The organism is Mycolicibacterium chlorophenolicum (assembly GCF_001044235.1).
Classification (GTDB): Bacteria; Actinomycetota; Actinomycetes; order Mycobacteriales; family Mycobacteriaceae; genus Mycobacterium; species Mycobacterium chlorophenolicum.
Genome location: NZ_JYNL01000006.1, coordinates 1 through 14,076 on the forward strand (window position 1 = coordinate 1; position 14,076 = coordinate 14,076).

A 14,076-nucleotide genomic window follows, 5' to 3' on the forward strand; every position below is an offset into this window, starting at 1 on the left:
GTCCAGCGTGTTCGCCGAAGACGAAGCCGCCCATGATGTCTCGCGCTACCAGCTCGCCACGATGACCGAGTACGTCAACAAATACCGCTGACCCGCCGAAACTGTATTCCGCGCGCGCTTCGGGGCGGAAACACCGCGTGGAATACAGTTTCGGCGGACCGGACGTAGGATCCCCAGTGTCGAGAGCAAACGGAAACACAACGCCGCCGAGCGGCGTCGCCTCCTGTGCGACGCCGCGATCGAGCTGCTCGCCGACGAGGGTCCGCGCGGGCTGAGCCACCTGAAGGTCGACCGGCACGCCGGGCTGCCCGACGGGACGACGTCCTTTTATTACCGGACTCGCGCGGCGCTGCTGCACGGCGTCGCCGACCAGCTGGTGCGCTACGACGCCGAGGCCTTCACCGAGGCGTTCAAGGACGCACCCAACAGCACCGGCACCGCCATCGCCCGCACGTTGGCCGGCCAGATCCTGGCGATCCGCGAGGAGCCGCAACGCTCCCGCACGCGCGCCCGGCTCGAGCTCACCATGTCGGCCCGTCGCGACATCGGGATCGCCTCGGAGTTCCAGCAGATGGCCGACAGCTACCGGGCCCTGGCCGAGCGTCTGGTCATCGCGATCCAGACCGGCAACGGCGCCCCCGTCGACCGCGCCCTGTGCGACGAGCAGACCTCGGTGCTGCTGGCCTATCTCGGCGGGCTGGTCTTCGGGTTCGCCAACGATTCACCGGATTCGATGAGCCGCGACGACATCGCCCGGCAGATCCGCGCGGTCATCCTCGGCGTGGCAGCGGAGCGGGGCGCGGGTCACACCCCGAGCAGCGACTCCAGCGGCGTGCGGGCGAAGTAGATCGCGAACCCGACGGCGACCACCCACAGCAGCGGGCTGATCTCGCGTACCTTCCCGGCCGCGGTGCGCATCACCACCCAGGAGATGAAGCCGACCCCGATGCCGTTGGCGATCGAGTAGCTGAACGGCATCACCGCCACGGTGAGCACCACCGGCAGGGCGACCGAGAACTCCGACAGGTCGATGTGCCGCAGGTGCGACACCATCATCGCGCCGACGATCACCAGCGCCGCGGCCGCCACCTCGGTGGGCACGATCGAGGCCAGCGGCGAGACGAACATCGCCGCGAGGAACAGCACGCCGGTCACCAGGTTGGCCAGCCCGGTCCGGGCGCCCTCCTCGATGCCGGCGCCGGACTCGATGAACACCGTGTTCGACGACGACGACGTCGCACCGCCGACCACCGCACCGGCACCCTCGACGATCAGCGCGGACTTCAGCCGGGGGAACGTGCCCTGGGCGTCCGAGAGTCCTGCTTCGCGGGACAGGCCCGTCATCGTGCCCATCGCGTCGAAGAAGTTCGCGAACACCAGCGTGAAGATCAGGATCACCGCGGCGATGACGCCGATCCGGCTGAAGCTGTTCAGGCTGAAGTCGCCCACCAGCCCGAGATCCGGCACCGCGAACGGCGACCCGGACAGCGTCGGCACCGACAGTGCCCACCCGCCCGGTTTCTCGGTCGCCGAACCGAGGTGCCAGATCGCCTCGATGACGACGGCGACGACGGTGCCCGCCACCAGGCCGATCAGGATGCCGCCCCGCACCCGCCGGGACACCAGGATTCCGGTGAGCAGCAGGGTGAGGACGAACACGAGCGTCGGCACCGTGGTGAGCGAGCCGAGCCCGCCCGCGCCGAGGCCGACCGGCGGCGAGGCGAGTTTGGTCGACGCGATGAAGCCCGAGTCGACCAGCCCGATGAACAGGATGAACAGGCCGATGCCGGCGGTGATCGCGAGCTTGAGCTGCATGGGCACCGCGTCGAAGATGAGCCGGCGCAGCCCGGTGACGGCCAGCAGCACGATGATCACGCCGTTGATCACGACCAGGCCCATCGCCTCGGCCCACGTCAGTTCGCCGACGACCGTGGTGGCCAGGAACGAGTTGATGCCCAGACCCGCGGCGAACGCGAACGGCAGCCGCGCGATCAGCCCGAACAGGATCGTCATCGTGCCGGCCGCCAGCGCGGTGGTGGCCGACACCTGCGCGAAGTTCAGCGACTGGCCCGTGACGTCCTTCGGGCTGGACAGGATGATCGGGTTCAGCACGATGATGTAGGCCATCGCGATGAACGTGACCAGTCCGCCGCGGATCTCGGTGCCCACGGTGGACTGGCGGGCCGTGATCTCGAAGAAGCGGTCCACTCGGTTCATGCGCGGCTCTCAGTACCGGGGAGCGGGCGGTGGTGGCGGCGGCACCGGCAGGCACAGACCGGTCTGCAGATCCAGGGCCTTGCCCGGCAGGCAGAACGGGGTGCAGCCGTAGATCACACCGGTCTCACCGGGCGGGCACGATCCCGGCGGCTGTGCGGTGGCGGTCTGCGGCGCGGGGCCGGCGAGTATGGCCAGCGGAACGGCCACAGCCGCCGCGGCGGCCGCCGCCACTCCCAGAAGTCGTTGTGTGCCAGTCACTTCCCGTCCCCTCTCAACGTGGCATACCGGTGGCGACGCGCGGCGCGGCCTTGTCGGGTGCGATGTCGAGCACCAGCTCGGCAACGCGGGCCCGGTGCTCCTCGGCGCTGCCGAGCAGCGCGGCATCGGTGTAGGCCCGCTTGTAATACAGGTGGGCCTGGTGTTCCCAGGTGAAGCCGATGCCGCCGTGCACCTGGATGGTGTCGTTGGCCACCCGGGTGAACGCGGCCGAACACATCGCCTGGGCGATGCTGACGGCGAGCGCGGGATCGTCCGAGCCGTCGGTCAGCGCCCAGATCGCGTGGTAGGCGGTCGATCGCGCGTGCTCGACCGCGACGAGCGCGTCGGCAAGACGGTGCTTGACCGCCTGGAAGGAGCCGATCGGGCGGCCGAACTGCAGCCGGTTCTTCGCGTAGTCGACGCTCAGATCGAGCAGGTGCTGCGCGGCGCCCACCTGCTCGACGGCCAGCAGCGCGGAGCCGACGTGCAGCGCGTGGGCGATCACCCGGTCGGCTTCCTCGGGTCCGGCGATCAGCTGCCCGGGCGCGTCGACCAGACCGACCGTCGCCTGCGGACGTGTCGGGTCCAACGTCGTCAACGGAATGCGTTGCACCCCAGGGTGATCGGTGTCCACGGCGAACAGCGCGGTGCCGTCCGGGGCGTCGGCGGCGACCAGGACCACGTCGGCGGCGCCGGCGTCGACGACCCGCTCGACGGTGCCGGTGAGAGTCCACCCGTCACCCTCACGCGCTGCGGCGACATCACCGACGGCGAAGGCGGCCGTCCGGGTTCCGTCGGCCAGCGGACCGAGCAGGTCGGAGGCCTGCGATGCGGCGACGAGCGCGGGAATCGCCAGATAGACCGTGCCGAAAAGCGGTCCGGGCGCCAGCGCGGCGCCGAGTTCCTCGACCGCCACCGCCTGGTCGATCAACGAGCCGCCGGCGCCACCGGCCGACTCGGGCACGGCCAGACCCAGCACGCCGAGTTCCGTACCCAGCCGCGACCAGATCTTCGCGTCCCATGGCGGTTCGGAATCCATCGCCGAGCGGATCGCCCGCTCGTCGACGTACTCGGCGCAGAAGCCGCGCACCGCGGCGCGCAACTGCTGCTGTTCGTCGGTGAACACGAACTCGTCGCCAGCCAGAGACTCAGCTGCGCCCTTGGGCTGATCCGCAAGCTCCTCAGCCACGCGGGATCTCCTTCCACGCCATTCCCGCATCCGCCCGCAGGTCGCCCGGTAGTCCGAGCACCCGCTCACCGAGGATGTTGCGCATCACCTCTGAGGTCCCGCCTTCGATGGTGTTGGCCCTGCTGCGCAGGAACCGCTGTTGGATCGGTCCGCGGTAGTCGTCGGGGTCGCCGTCACCCATGCCGTAGCCGTCGTAGAGAACGCCCTCGGGGCCCAGCAGGTCCATGCAGAACTCGTAGATGNGGCGCGGATCACGATCGCCGACAACGCCAGCACCGACGACACCCCGCGTATCGCCGTGGCGCGGGACCGTTCGGAGGTGAGTCGCTGAGCCTCGGCGCGCAGCCACAGGCTGGTCAGCCGGTCGCGCAGTACCGGGGTGTGCAGGTCCGGACGCGACGCCCACAGCGTCACCGCATCGGAGATCGTGCCGGCGCCGCGCCTGCTGCCGCTCGCGCCGAGCGCGCTGCGCTCGTTCATCAGCGTGGTCATCGCGACGCGCCAGCCGTCACCCACGCCGCCGAGCCGGTGGGTGTCCGGGATGCGGGCGTCGCTGATGTACACCTCGTTGAACTCCGCATGCCCGGTCATCTGCCGCAGCGGGCGGGTTTCGACGCCGGGGGCGTGCATGTCGAGCACGAAGTAGGTGAGCCCCTTGTGCTTGGGCAGGTCGGGATCGGTGCGGGCGAGCAGCAGCCCCCACCGGGCGCGGTGCGCCAGGCTCGTCCAGACCTTCTGGCCGTTGACGATCCAGCTGTCCCCGTCGGGCACGGCAGACGTGGCCAGTCCCGCGAGGTCCGAACCGGCGCCCGGCTCGGAGAACAGCTGACACCAGATGTCCTCGGTGGTGGCCAGCGGACGCAGCAGTTGGCGGCGGACGTCGTCGGTCTGGGCGTGTTCCCGCACCGTCGGCGCGGCCATGCCGTAGCCCATCGGGTTCAGGCCCAGCGGGACGGGGCCGCCGGCGCCCTGGAGGATGCGGTCGGCCATGGCCTGCAGGCCCCGCGAGACGCCCAACCCACCGAAACCTTCGGGGAAGTGCACCCAGGACAGGCCGGCGTCGAAACACGCGCCGAGGAATTCAGGAATCGGCACCGTGCGCGGATCGTGCTCCGCGACCACCCGGTGCGCGGCTTCGGCTACCCGGTCAGCATCGACGGCAGTGCCCATGAGAGCACCTTAGCGATCCCGGGTGGAACGTCTAGCCGGCAGTCAGCGCGAAGCGCTCGGCCTCGAACCTGTGGCGACGCTGGAGGAGGTACCGGAGCCACCGAACATCAAGTAACACAGTGATCCTTACGCAGTCTTGGTGAGAAGAGGAAGCAGTTGACGCCGGGCGACCATCGCGTCGGCGAAGTGATTGAGGGCCTCGGGGACCGAGCCGGCGGCATCGAAGTCGATGCCGTGCGCACGCAGTGTCTGCTCGACCGGGCGACTGGCCACCATCGACCACTCGACCCCGGCGGCGCTGCAGGCGTCGTCCACGGTGAACAGGAGCGAAATCGCTTCGGTGTCAAACGAAGTGATCTCGCTGAGGTCGAGCACGAACGGCTTCTCCGCAAGCACGAAGCGGCGCGTGTACTCGGTGGCGCGGGCGATGTTGGCATCGCTGAGCGCGCCCCTGATCGTGACCACGGTGGCCAATTGGCGGCAGTGCGCACGAATGTCGGCGCCACCGCAATCAAACGTCGGATTGCCGTACATCGCCGCCTCCCTCGATCAAGTGCTGATCCAAGCCCGTCGTCGGGCCTGACATGACTCAAGGTAGTGAGCCAATTTAAGGCGGTGGGGAGTAACGACTAATACTTCGCTAAGAACTGCTTTCAGGGCCGCCAGCAAACTCGCCGGTAACTTTCATCCGCGGCGCTGCTGCTGCGACCCGGTGTAGCCGACCCACGGGTTGTAGTCGGCCAGCAGATCCTCCTGGGGTGGCCGCTGCGCCTCGGCGACGTGCTCGAGGTTGATCCGGATGCGGTACCAGATGGAGCTGGGGCCGCGCATACCGTCGACGAGAATGTCTGTCGGCTCGAGCTTTTCGGCGGCCTCTGGGTGCTTGTCCCGCCACTGCGCGAGGGCGGCCATCGCCTCGTCCTTGGTCTTGGTGCGTGCCACTTCGATCAACGGCTTGGTCGATCGGCGCCGGCCGTCGGTCGAGCGGTGCGCGCCCCGCGGGGCCTTCTCGGCCGGGCCCAGCCGGTCGGCCAGTTCGAGTAGCGACTCCAGCCCGCCGGCCGTATCGTCCATGCCCTCCCACGGGTCGCCGTGCTCGGCGAAGCGCCGCGGCACGGTCGAGATCGTGAACTCCTCGGGCCGGCATCCGGCGACCTCGTCCCAGAACAGCGGCGTCGACACCCGGGCGTCCGGGGTGGCGCGCACCGAGTAGGCCGACGCCACGGTCCGGTCCTTCGCGTTCTGGTTGAAGTCGACGAAGACGCCGTGGCGCTCCTCTTTCCACCATCGCGCGGTGGCGGATTCGGGGGCGCGGTGTTCGACCTCCCGGGCGACGGCCTCGGCGGCCAGCCGGACGAGCTTGAACGGCCAGCGGCGGTGGATGCGCGCGTAGATGTGGAACCCGCGCGAGCCCGACGTCTTCGGCCAGGCCACCAGGCCGTGGTCCTCCAGCACCTCCCGCGCGACGAACGCGACATCGAGGATCTGCCGCCATCCCACCCCGGGCATCGGGTCCAGGTCGACGCGAAGTTCGTCGGGGTGCTCGAGGTCGTCGGCGCGCACCGGGTGGGGGTTGAGGTCGACGCACCCGAGGTTGACCGCCCAGATCAGCCCGGCCGGGCTGTGCAGCACCGCCTCCTTGGCCGACGTTCCCGACGCGTACTTCAGCTCGGCGACGTCGACGAAGTCGGGCCGCTTCTCGGGGGCCCGCTTCTGGAACACCGCTTCCTCGGCGATGCCCTTGACGAATCTCTTGAGGATCATCGGGCGATCGGCCACGCCGCGCAGCGCACCCTCGGCCACCGCGCTGTAGTAGTCCATCAGGTCGCCCTTGGTCACCCCGAGGTCGCCGAAGACGATCTTGTCCGGATTGGTGATCGGCACCCGCTGCCCGCCGATCTCGACAGACTCCCGAGCAGCCATTCCCTCATCGTAGGTTCCCGGCCGCACTGCGACCGTCGTCACATAAAGTTGACCCATGTCCAAGCTCACCGACCTGCCGTCGCAGGCGTTCGACAAGGTTCACCAGTCGGTCGGCAAGTACTGGGACCGGGGTACGGCCGAACTCCACTACGCCCGCAAGATGTTCGAGGCCGGCGCGCTGAAACTGGAGCCGCCGCAGGACATCGCCGCGTTCGTCGCTGACATCCGGCGCTGGGGTGAGATCGGCATGATCCCCGCGCTCAACGCCCGCCGCACCCCGCACCGGCCCGCCGTCATCGACGACTTCGGAGAGATGACGTTCAAGGAGCTCGACGACGCGGCCAACGCGGTGGCCAACGGGCTGCTCGCCAAGGGCGTCAAGGGCGGTGACGGCGTGGCGATCCTGGCCCGCAACCACCGGTGGTTCCTGGTGTCGTGGTTCGGCGTGGCCAAGACCGGTGCCCGCATCATCCTGCTCAACAGCGAGTTCTCCGGCCCCCAGATCAAAGAGGTGTCGGAACGCGAGGGCGCCAAACTCATCATCTACGACGACGAGTACACCGCCGCCGTCGCGCAGGCCGAGCCCGCGCTGGGCAAGCTGCGCGCGCTGCCGGTCAACCCGGACAAGCCCGACCAGCCGTCGGAAAGCACCTGCGAGACCCTCGAGGAACTGATCGCGCGCACCAGTTCGAATCCACCGCCCAAGGTGTCGCGGCACTCCTCGATCATCATCCTGACCAGCGGCACCACCGGCACCCCGAAGGGCGCCAACCGCAGCGCCCCGCCGTCGCTCGCCCCGGTCGGCGGGGTGTTGTCCTCGGTGCCGTTCAAGGGCGGGGAGGTGACCTCGCTGCCCGCGCCGATGTTCCACGCGCTGGGTTTCCTGCACGCCACGATCGCGATGATGCTCGGCTCGACGTTGGTGCTGCGCAGGCGATTCAAGCCGGCCACCGTGCTCGCCGACATCGAGAAGCACAGGGCCACCGCGTGCGTCGTGGTGCCGGTGATGCTGTCGCGGATGCTCGACGAGCTGGACAAGACCTCGCCGAAGCCCGACCTGTCGTCGCTGCGCATCGTGTTCGTGTCCGGCTCGCAGCTCGGAGCCGAACTCGCCACCCGGGCGCTGAAGGAACTGGGCCCGGTGATCTACAACCTGTACGGCTCGACCGAGGTGTCGTTCGCGACCATCGCTGGGCCGCAACATCTTTCGATCAATCCGGCGACCGTCGGCCCGGTGGTCAAGGGAATGAAGGTCAAGATCTTCGACGACAACGGCAACGAGTTGCCGCAGGGTGAGGTCGGCCGGATCTTCGTCGGCAGCTTCTTCCCGTTCGAGGGATACACCGGCGGCGGCGGCAAGCAGATCATCGACGGCCTGCTGTCGTCGGGCGACGTCGGCTATTTCGACGAGAACGGTCTGCTCTATGTCAGCGGCCGCGACGACGAGATGATCGTGTCCGGCGGCGAGAACGTGTTCCCCGCCGAGGTCGAGGATCTCGTCAGCGGGCACCCCGAGGTCGTCGAGGCGACCGCGCTCGGTGTCGAGGACAAGGAGTGGGGCCACCGGTTGCGCTGCTTCGTGGTCAAGGCCGAGGGCGCCTCGATCGACGAGGACGCGATCAAGGCGTACGTGAGGGAGAATCTGGCCCGCTACAAGGTGCCCCGCGAGGTGATTTTCCTCGACGAGCTGCCGCGTAACCCGACCGGCAAGATCCTCAAGCGGGAGCTACGGGAGATGGACGCGGAATAGCCGGCGCCGTCCGGTGGTAGTACCCCTTCGTGAACATCGATCTGAGCGGTAAGACCGCGCTCGTCACCGGGTCCACGCAGGGCATCGGTTTCGCCATCGCGAAGGGACTCGCCGGGGCCGGCGCGCGGGTGGTGGTCAACGGCCGTAATCGCGATCGCGTCGACGACGCCGTCGCCGGGCTGGACGGCGACGTCGTCGGGGTAGCCGCCGACGTGGCGGACGCCGACGGGGCGCAGGCCGTGTACGACGAGGTGCCCGTCGTCGACATCCTGGTCAACAACCTCGGCATCTTCGGTGCGGTGCCGGCCCGGGAGATCACCGACGAGCAGTGGCGCACCTACTTCGACGTGAACGTCCTGTCGGCCGCGCGGCTGATCCGGCTGTACCTGCCGGGGATGGTGGAGCGCGGCTGGGGCCGGGTGCTGCAGATCGCCAGCGACTCGGCTGTCGTGACGCCCGCGGAGATGATCCACTACGGCGTGTCCAAGACGGCGCTGCTGGCCCTGTCGCGCGGATTCGCCAAGGACGCCTCGGGCAGCGGGGTGACGGTCAACTCGGTGATCGCCGGGCCTACCCACACCGCCGGTGTGGAGGATTTCGTCTATCAGCTGGTCGACAAGTCCCTGCCGTGGGACGAGGCGCAGCGGGAGTTCATGCGGCTGCACCGCCCGCAGTCCCTGCTGGAGCGGCTCATCGAGCCCGAGGAGATCGCCAACATGGTCGTCTACCTCGCGTCGCCGTTCGCCTCCGCGACGACCGGCGGTGCGCTGCGCGTCGACGGCGGCTACGTCGACGCGATCCTGCCCTGACGGGCGGTCACTCGACGGCGCCGGCCATGATCGCCGAGCCCGGCACCGCGAGGGTGACGAGCATGAGCAGCATCAGGAACCAGCCGGCGCCCTGCCACGCCGCCCATCCGCGCTCGGCCTTCCACTCGCGGTAGGTGCGGAGGAAGGCGCCGAGGCCGCCCAGGAACAGGAACGCCGGAACCAGCGACGCGGCGTACACGGAGTCGCGGGCGCCGAACGCGAAGAACGCGAACGCCAGCGCGGCCAGCGCGACGACCACGGCGGTGTAGGCGACCGCCGCGCCCGTCGACCCCGGCCTGTCGAACCGCTTCTCGGCGAAGTCGCGGTCGTTGGTCATGACTGCGGGGTTCCCGGCTGGCCGGCCCGGAAACGCGGCTTACGGATCGCGCGGCAGTCCGAGAAGCCGCTCGGCGATGATGTTGAGCTGCACCTCCGAGGTGCCGCCGTAGATCGTCGTCGCACGCCCGGCCAGCAGGTACTCGGCCCACTTCCCCGAGGGCTGCCCGTGATCGCCGACGGCCGCGTCGGTGCCGAACGAGGACACCCCGAACTCCGCGTAGCCCTGTCCGGTCTTCATCGACAGCAGCTTGGAGATCGCGGCCGCGGGCATCGGATCCCCACCCGCCAGCGTCAGCAGCGTCGAGCGCATGTTCAGCAGCTTGGCGGCGTGGCCCTCGGCGATCAGCCGGCCCGCCTCGTTCTGCTCGATCTGATCGAAGTGCCCGTCGCGGACGAAGTCGACGAACTGGTCGAGGCTGGCCAGGAACGGCGGCTCGCTGCTGCCGATCGACACCCGCTCGTTGGTCAACGTGTTGCGGCTGACCTCCCAGCCGCGATTCACCTCGCCGAGGACCATGTCGTCGGGCACGAAGACGTCGTCGATGAACACGGTGTTGAACATCGCGTTGCCGGTCAGCTCGCGCAGCGGCTTGACCTCGACGCCCTCGGACTTCATGTCGAGGAGGAAGTACGTGATGCCCTGATGCTTGGGCGCGCTCGGGTCCGTGCGCGCCAGCAGCGCACCCCATGCGGAGAACTGCGCACCGGTGGTCCAGATCTTCTGGCCGGTGATGCGCCAGCCGCCGTCGACCTTGGTGGCCTTGGTGGTCAGGCTCGCCAGGTCGGAGCCGGCGCCGGGCTCGCTGAACAGCTGGCACCAGATCATCTCGCCGCGGAACGTCGGCGGCAGGAAGCGTTGCTGCTGCGCCTCGGTGCCGTAGGCGACGATCGACGGGATGATCCACGCGGCGATGCCCATCTGCGGCCGCTTGACCCGGCCGGTGGAGAACTCCTGGGCGATGATGATCTGCTCGATCGGGTTCGACGCCCGCCCCCACGGCTTGGGCAGGTGCGGCTGCACCCAACCGCCCTCGGCGATCGCGGTGTTGCGCTCTTCCTTCGGAATCGCCTTCAGGGCAGCGACTTCGGCGCGGATCTCCTCGCGGAGCTTGAGGGTGTCGGGATCCAGGTCGATGTCGATCGATCGCATGCCGGTCGACGTCGCGGTGTCGACCACCTGCTGCGGGTAGTCGGCGTGCCGGCCGAACGCGGCCGCCAGCACGATCGCGCGCCGGTAGTAGACGTTGGTGTCGTGCTCCCAGGTGAAGCCGATGCCGCCGTGCACCTGGATGCAGTCCTGCGCGCAGTGCTGCGCGGCGACGGGCGCCAGCGTCGCGGCCACGGCGGCGGCGAACTCGAAGGACGACGCCGTCTCGGAATTGCCCTGCAGCTCTTCGTCGATCGCGCGGGCCGCGTCCCACACGGCGCTGGTGGCGCGCTCGGTCTCGGCGATCATCCCGGCGCACTTGTGCTTGATGGCCTGGAACTGGCCGATCGGCCTGCCGAACTGCTCGCGGATCTTGGCGTACTCCGACGCGGTGTCGGTGGCCCAGCGGGCCACACCGATGCACTCCGCCGACAGCACCGTGGTGATCAGTGCGCGGGCGAGGTCGCGGCTGACGCTGCTCAGCACCCGCTCGTCGCCGACCTCGACGGCGTTGGCGCGCACGTGCGCCACTGGCCGCAGCGGGTCGACGCTGGGCACCGGCTCGATCTCGAGCGCGTCTGCGTCGAGAACCACCCACTCCTCACCGGATTCGATGGCCACGGGCAGCACCAGCACCGACGCCTGCGCGGCCGCGGGTACGGCGCGGACCTCACCGCGGATCACCAGTCCGTTGCCGTGCCGCGTCGCGGTCAGGCCGGAGTCGATGGCGTAGGCGGCGATGACCTCGCCCGAGGCGAGGCCGGTGAGCACCTCGGCTTTCGGGTCGTGCGCGGCGATCAGCGCGCTCGCGATGGCCGACGGGACGAACGGGCCGGGGACCGCGCCGTAGCCGAACTCGGCGGCGACGATCGCCAGCTCGAGGATTCCGAAGCCCTGACCGCCGACGTCCTCGGAGAGATGGACACCCTGCAGTCCCTGCTCGGCAGCGGCCTTCCAGTACGGCGGCGGATTGGGGATCGGGTTCTCGAGCGCTTCGTGCAGAACCTCCGACGGCGCGACGCGCGCGACGAACGACCGCACGGAGTCGGCGAGGTCGTTGTGCTCTTCGAGGATGGCGATGGGCATGGCGGACCCTCCGTTGGGCTGCTGGCTAACCGGTTGGTTGGTCCGAGGTTACCCCGCCACCTGGTTCACCAGGTTGGCGAGGTCCCGTCCGTCACGGAGTCGTTCGCAGTTGTCGACGGCGACCTGGAGGTAGCGCCGCATCGTGTCGGCGGTGTACCAGGTCACGTGCGGGGTGAGCACGACGTTGTCCAGCGTCAGCAGGGGGTTGTCCGCCGGGACCGGCTCGACCGCGAACACGTCCAGTCCGGCCGCGGCCAGCGTGCCGGCGCGCAGCGCCTCGGCCAGCGCGTCCTCGTCGACGATGGGTCCGCGGGAGGTGTTGACCAGCACGGCGTCCGGCTTCATCGAAGCCAGTGCCTCGCGCCCGAGCAGGCCTCGCGTCGCGTCGGTGAGCGGCAGGTGCAGCGAGACGATGTCGCTCTCGGCCAGCAGGTCCGGCAGACTGCGCCAGCCGGGCGTGCCGTCGTCGCGGGTGCTGGTGTGCACCACCCTGGCATCCATCGCGGTCACGATGCGCTCGACGCGCGTGGCGACGTTGCCGTAGCCGACCAGTCCGACCGTGCAGCCACCGATGTCACGGACGGTTTCCCCGAGGGTGGGGTCCGACGGCCATCCGGTGCCGGCGCGGGTGGCGGCGTCGAGCGCGGGCAGGCGCCGCAGCGCGGCGAGCATCAGCAGCACAGCGCCTTCGGCGACCGAGGGCGCGTTGGCGCCCGGCATGTTCGCCACCGCGATCCCGCGTTCGGTGGCAGCGTCGACGGCGATCGTGTTCACCCCTGCACCGAGCTTGTGCACCAGGCGCAGCCGGGCGCCCTGGGCGATGTCCTGCGCCGACAACGGGCGCAGCACGTGCCACAGCACGTCGGCCTCGGGTAACTCGCGGTAGAACGTCGCGTCGTCGTCCTCGGCGCAGTACCGGATGTCGAGCCAATCCTTGTGCGGGGCAAGGAAAGCCGACACCTTGTCACCGGGAACGAAGTGGGCCAGGACTCTCACCAGCGGCGTGTGATCCACGTGGCGATCGTATCGGCCTTGTCCTCGCGCGCCCCCGGCGTCGTGAAGTAGTGGTCGGTGTCGATCGAGCACCGCGTCTTGTCGGTCGAGGCCAGCGCGTCGAAGATCCGTGCCGCGTCCGACGGATAGACACCGGTGTCGCGCTCGGCGTTGATCACCAGCGCCGGGCAATCGATGCGGTTCAGGTGCGGTTCGGCCCGGGTCTGCGCGTGCCGCAGGCTCCACATGCCGATCCAGTTGCGCAGGGTGGCGGCCGCGGCGATCCCGTGCGTGGAGCGGTTGGCCTTGGCGGGTACGCCGGCATAACACGAGTTGGGCTCCCGCCCCGTCGGCTCGAGGGTCGGGTCGACCATCCGGGGGTCGGCCCACGTCCGCATGACGGTGAAGGGACGGTCGGAGAATCCGGCGGCCCGCACCCGGGTCAGTTCGGCCTCCGCCCAGTCGGTGATCGCGTCATTGCGGGCGATCTGGGCGGCGCGGTAGCGCGCCACGAACTCCGCGGAGTAGGGCGGACCGTTGCGATCGTCGAACAGGTCGAGATCCGGATCGGTTGTGACGGCGTCGTTCTCGTCGACGACGGAGGCGTCCATCCAGGCGGTCAGGACGTCGGGGCGGCCCGGATGTGCGGCGCTGGCCACGTACCCGTCGGCGGCGGGCAGGTCGTCGAGTCCGGCGGCGGGCCGCATGCCCGCCAGCGGGGTGACGTGGCGGTGCACCGCGTTGGCCTGATAGGCGGCCATCAGCGAGCCGCCACCCGAATTGCCCAGCAGGATCACGGTTTCGATGCCCTGGGCCTCCCGCAGCCAGCGCACCCCGACGCCGATGTCGACCAGCGCGTGGTCGAGCAGGAAGCTGCTCTCGAAGCCACGGAAGCGGGTGTTCCAGCCCAGGAAGCCGATACCCCGCGCCGCCAGGTGCTCGGCGAGATAGTGCTCGGAGAAGTCGATCTGATAGTGCGTCGCGATCACCGCCACCGTGGGTCGCGGCCCCGCCCCCCGGTGGTAGAGGCCCTGGCACGGATGTCCGCCGGAGCCCGCACGGTGCGCGGTGGTCGAGTCCAGTCCGACGAACTCGCGGGTGGTGTCGCTCATCGATGTCCGGCCTTCTGCGCGATTTTTCGTCGGTCTGCTGTCCTCGCCGATGTTAGATTCGATGCTGATCGAGGGAGGCGTGA

Annotated in this window: 13 protein-coding genes and 2 pseudogenes; 4 read left to right on the forward strand and 11 right to left on the reverse strand. The window is 69.4% G+C overall.

Annotated features, from left to right (window positions below):
- Together MCHLDSM_RS36930 and MCHLDSM_RS02710 are read left to right on the forward strand one after the other, a co-directional pair.
- Positions 1-91: pseudogene (locus MCHLDSM_RS36930) on the forward strand (sugar phosphate isomerase/epimerase); the annotation flags it as partial.
- Positions 92-244: 153 nt separating this feature from the next.
- Complete coding sequence (locus MCHLDSM_RS02710) at positions 245-847, forward strand: TetR/AcrR family transcriptional regulator (protein ID WP_048468756.1); 603 nt, start codon at positions 245-247, stop codon at positions 845-847.
- Here the strand turns inward: MCHLDSM_RS02710 and MCHLDSM_RS02715 are convergent.
- The 7 genes and pseudogenes from MCHLDSM_RS02715 to MCHLDSM_RS02740 all read right to left on the reverse strand — a co-directional run bounded on the left by MCHLDSM_RS02715 (position 805) and on the right by MCHLDSM_RS02740 (position 6,757).
- Positions 805-2,217: an NCS2 family permease gene (locus MCHLDSM_RS02715; protein ID WP_048468757.1), complete on the reverse strand. Its 1,413-nt coding sequence runs from the start codon at positions 2,215-2,217 to the stop codon at positions 805-807. The genes MCHLDSM_RS02710 and MCHLDSM_RS02715 overlap by 43 nt on opposite strands.
- 9 nt (positions 2,218-2,226) lie before the next feature.
- Positions 2,227-2,475: a hypothetical protein gene (locus MCHLDSM_RS02720; RefSeq protein ID WP_048468758.1), complete on the reverse strand. Its 249-nt coding sequence runs from the start codon at positions 2,473-2,475 to the stop codon at positions 2,227-2,229.
- A 13-nt stretch (positions 2,476-2,488) separates the two neighbouring features.
- A complete protein-coding gene (locus tag MCHLDSM_RS02725; protein WP_234713836.1) occupies positions 2,489-3,664 on the reverse strand; it encodes an acyl-CoA dehydrogenase family protein in 1,176 nt (391 codons plus the stop codon).
- A partial coding sequence (locus tag MCHLDSM_RS38940) for an acyl-CoA dehydrogenase family protein (protein WP_268780964.1) occupies positions 3,657-3,906 on the reverse strand: 250 nt, incomplete at its 5' end. The genes MCHLDSM_RS02725 and MCHLDSM_RS38940, both read right to left, overlap by 8 nt.
- Position 3,907: 1 nt before the next feature.
- Positions 3,908-4,834 (reverse strand): annotated as a pseudogene (locus MCHLDSM_RS02730) (acyl-CoA dehydrogenase family protein); the annotation flags it as partial.
- Positions 4,835-4,960: 126 nt separating this feature from the next.
- Positions 4,961-5,368: an STAS domain-containing protein gene (locus MCHLDSM_RS02735; RefSeq protein WP_048420737.1), complete on the reverse strand. Its 408-nt coding sequence runs from the start codon at positions 5,366-5,368 to the stop codon at positions 4,961-4,963.
- Positions 5,369-5,518: 150 nt separating this feature from the next.
- The gene (locus MCHLDSM_RS02740) at positions 5,519-6,757 is read right to left on the reverse strand and encodes a DNA polymerase domain-containing protein (RefSeq protein WP_048468759.1); all 1,239 of its coding nucleotides are present in this window, start codon (positions 6,755-6,757) and stop codon (positions 5,519-5,521) included.
- Positions 6,758-6,812: 55 nt separating this feature from the next.
- Here MCHLDSM_RS02740 and fadD2 point away from each other — a divergent pair, with 55 nt between their 5' ends.
- On the forward strand, positions 6,813-8,507 hold the full coding sequence (fadD2, locus tag MCHLDSM_RS02745; RefSeq protein WP_048468760.1) for a long-chain-fatty-acid--CoA ligase FadD2: 1,695 nt from the start codon (positions 6,813-6,815) through the stop codon (positions 8,505-8,507).
- A 29-nt stretch (positions 8,508-8,536) separates the two neighbouring features.
- Positions 8,537-9,316, forward strand: coding sequence for an SDR family NAD(P)-dependent oxidoreductase (locus tag MCHLDSM_RS02750; RefSeq protein WP_048468761.1), 780 nt, complete (start codon positions 8,537-8,539; stop codon positions 9,314-9,316).
- A gap of 7 nt (positions 9,317-9,323) precedes the next feature.
- On the opposite strand, the gene MCHLDSM_RS02755 is transcribed toward MCHLDSM_RS02750, so the two are convergent.
- The 4 genes from MCHLDSM_RS02755 to MCHLDSM_RS02770 are packed head-to-tail and all read right to left on the reverse strand — an operon-like array spanning position 9,324 to position 13,993.
- Positions 9,324-9,653: a hypothetical protein gene (locus tag MCHLDSM_RS02755; protein ID WP_048468762.1), complete on the reverse strand. Its 330-nt coding sequence runs from the start codon at positions 9,651-9,653 to the stop codon at positions 9,324-9,326.
- A gap of 39 nt (positions 9,654-9,692) precedes the next feature.
- Positions 9,693-11,888 (reverse strand): acyl-CoA dehydrogenase family protein, encoded by a 2,196-nt coding sequence (locus tag MCHLDSM_RS02760; protein WP_048468763.1) that lies wholly within the window; start codon positions 11,886-11,888, stop codon positions 9,693-9,695.
- 48 nt (positions 11,889-11,936) lie between these two features.
- On the reverse strand, positions 11,937-12,884 hold the full coding sequence (locus MCHLDSM_RS02765) for a 2-hydroxyacid dehydrogenase (RefSeq protein WP_048468789.1): 948 nt from the start codon (positions 12,882-12,884) through the stop codon (positions 11,937-11,939).
- Positions 12,881-13,993: an alpha/beta fold hydrolase domain-containing protein gene (locus MCHLDSM_RS02770; RefSeq protein WP_048468764.1), complete on the reverse strand. Its 1,113-nt coding sequence runs from the start codon at positions 13,991-13,993 to the stop codon at positions 12,881-12,883. The genes MCHLDSM_RS02765 and MCHLDSM_RS02770 overlap by 4 nt, the downstream gene beginning before the upstream one ends.
- Positions 13,994-14,076: the final 83 nt, after the last annotated feature.

Coding starts and splice junctions, on each gene's coding strand:
- MCHLDSM_RS02770 (WP_048468764.1), bottom strand. CDS start 13,993: ATGAGCGACACCACCCGCGAGTTCGTCGGACTGGACTCGACCACCGCG.
- MCHLDSM_RS02740 (WP_048468759.1), bottom strand. CDS start 6,757: ATGGCTGCTCGGGAGTCTGTCGAGATCGGCGGGCAGCGGGTGCCGATC.
- MCHLDSM_RS02735 (WP_048420737.1), bottom strand. CDS start 5,368: ATGTACGGCAATCCGACGTTTGATTGCGGTGGCGCCGACATTCGTGCG.
- MCHLDSM_RS02755 (WP_048468762.1), bottom strand. CDS start 9,653: ATGACCAACGACCGCGACTTCGCCGAGAAGCGGTTCGACAGGCCGGGG.
- fadD2 (WP_048468760.1), top strand. CDS start 6,813: ATGTCCAAGCTCACCGACCTGCCGTCGCAGGCGTTCGACAAGGTTCAC.
- MCHLDSM_RS02715 (WP_048468757.1), bottom strand. CDS start 2,217: ATGAACCGAGTGGACCGCTTCTTCGAGATCACGGCCCGCCAGTCCACC.
- MCHLDSM_RS02760 (WP_048468763.1), bottom strand. CDS start 11,888: ATGCCCATCGCCATCCTCGAAGAGCACAACGACCTCGCCGACTCCGTG.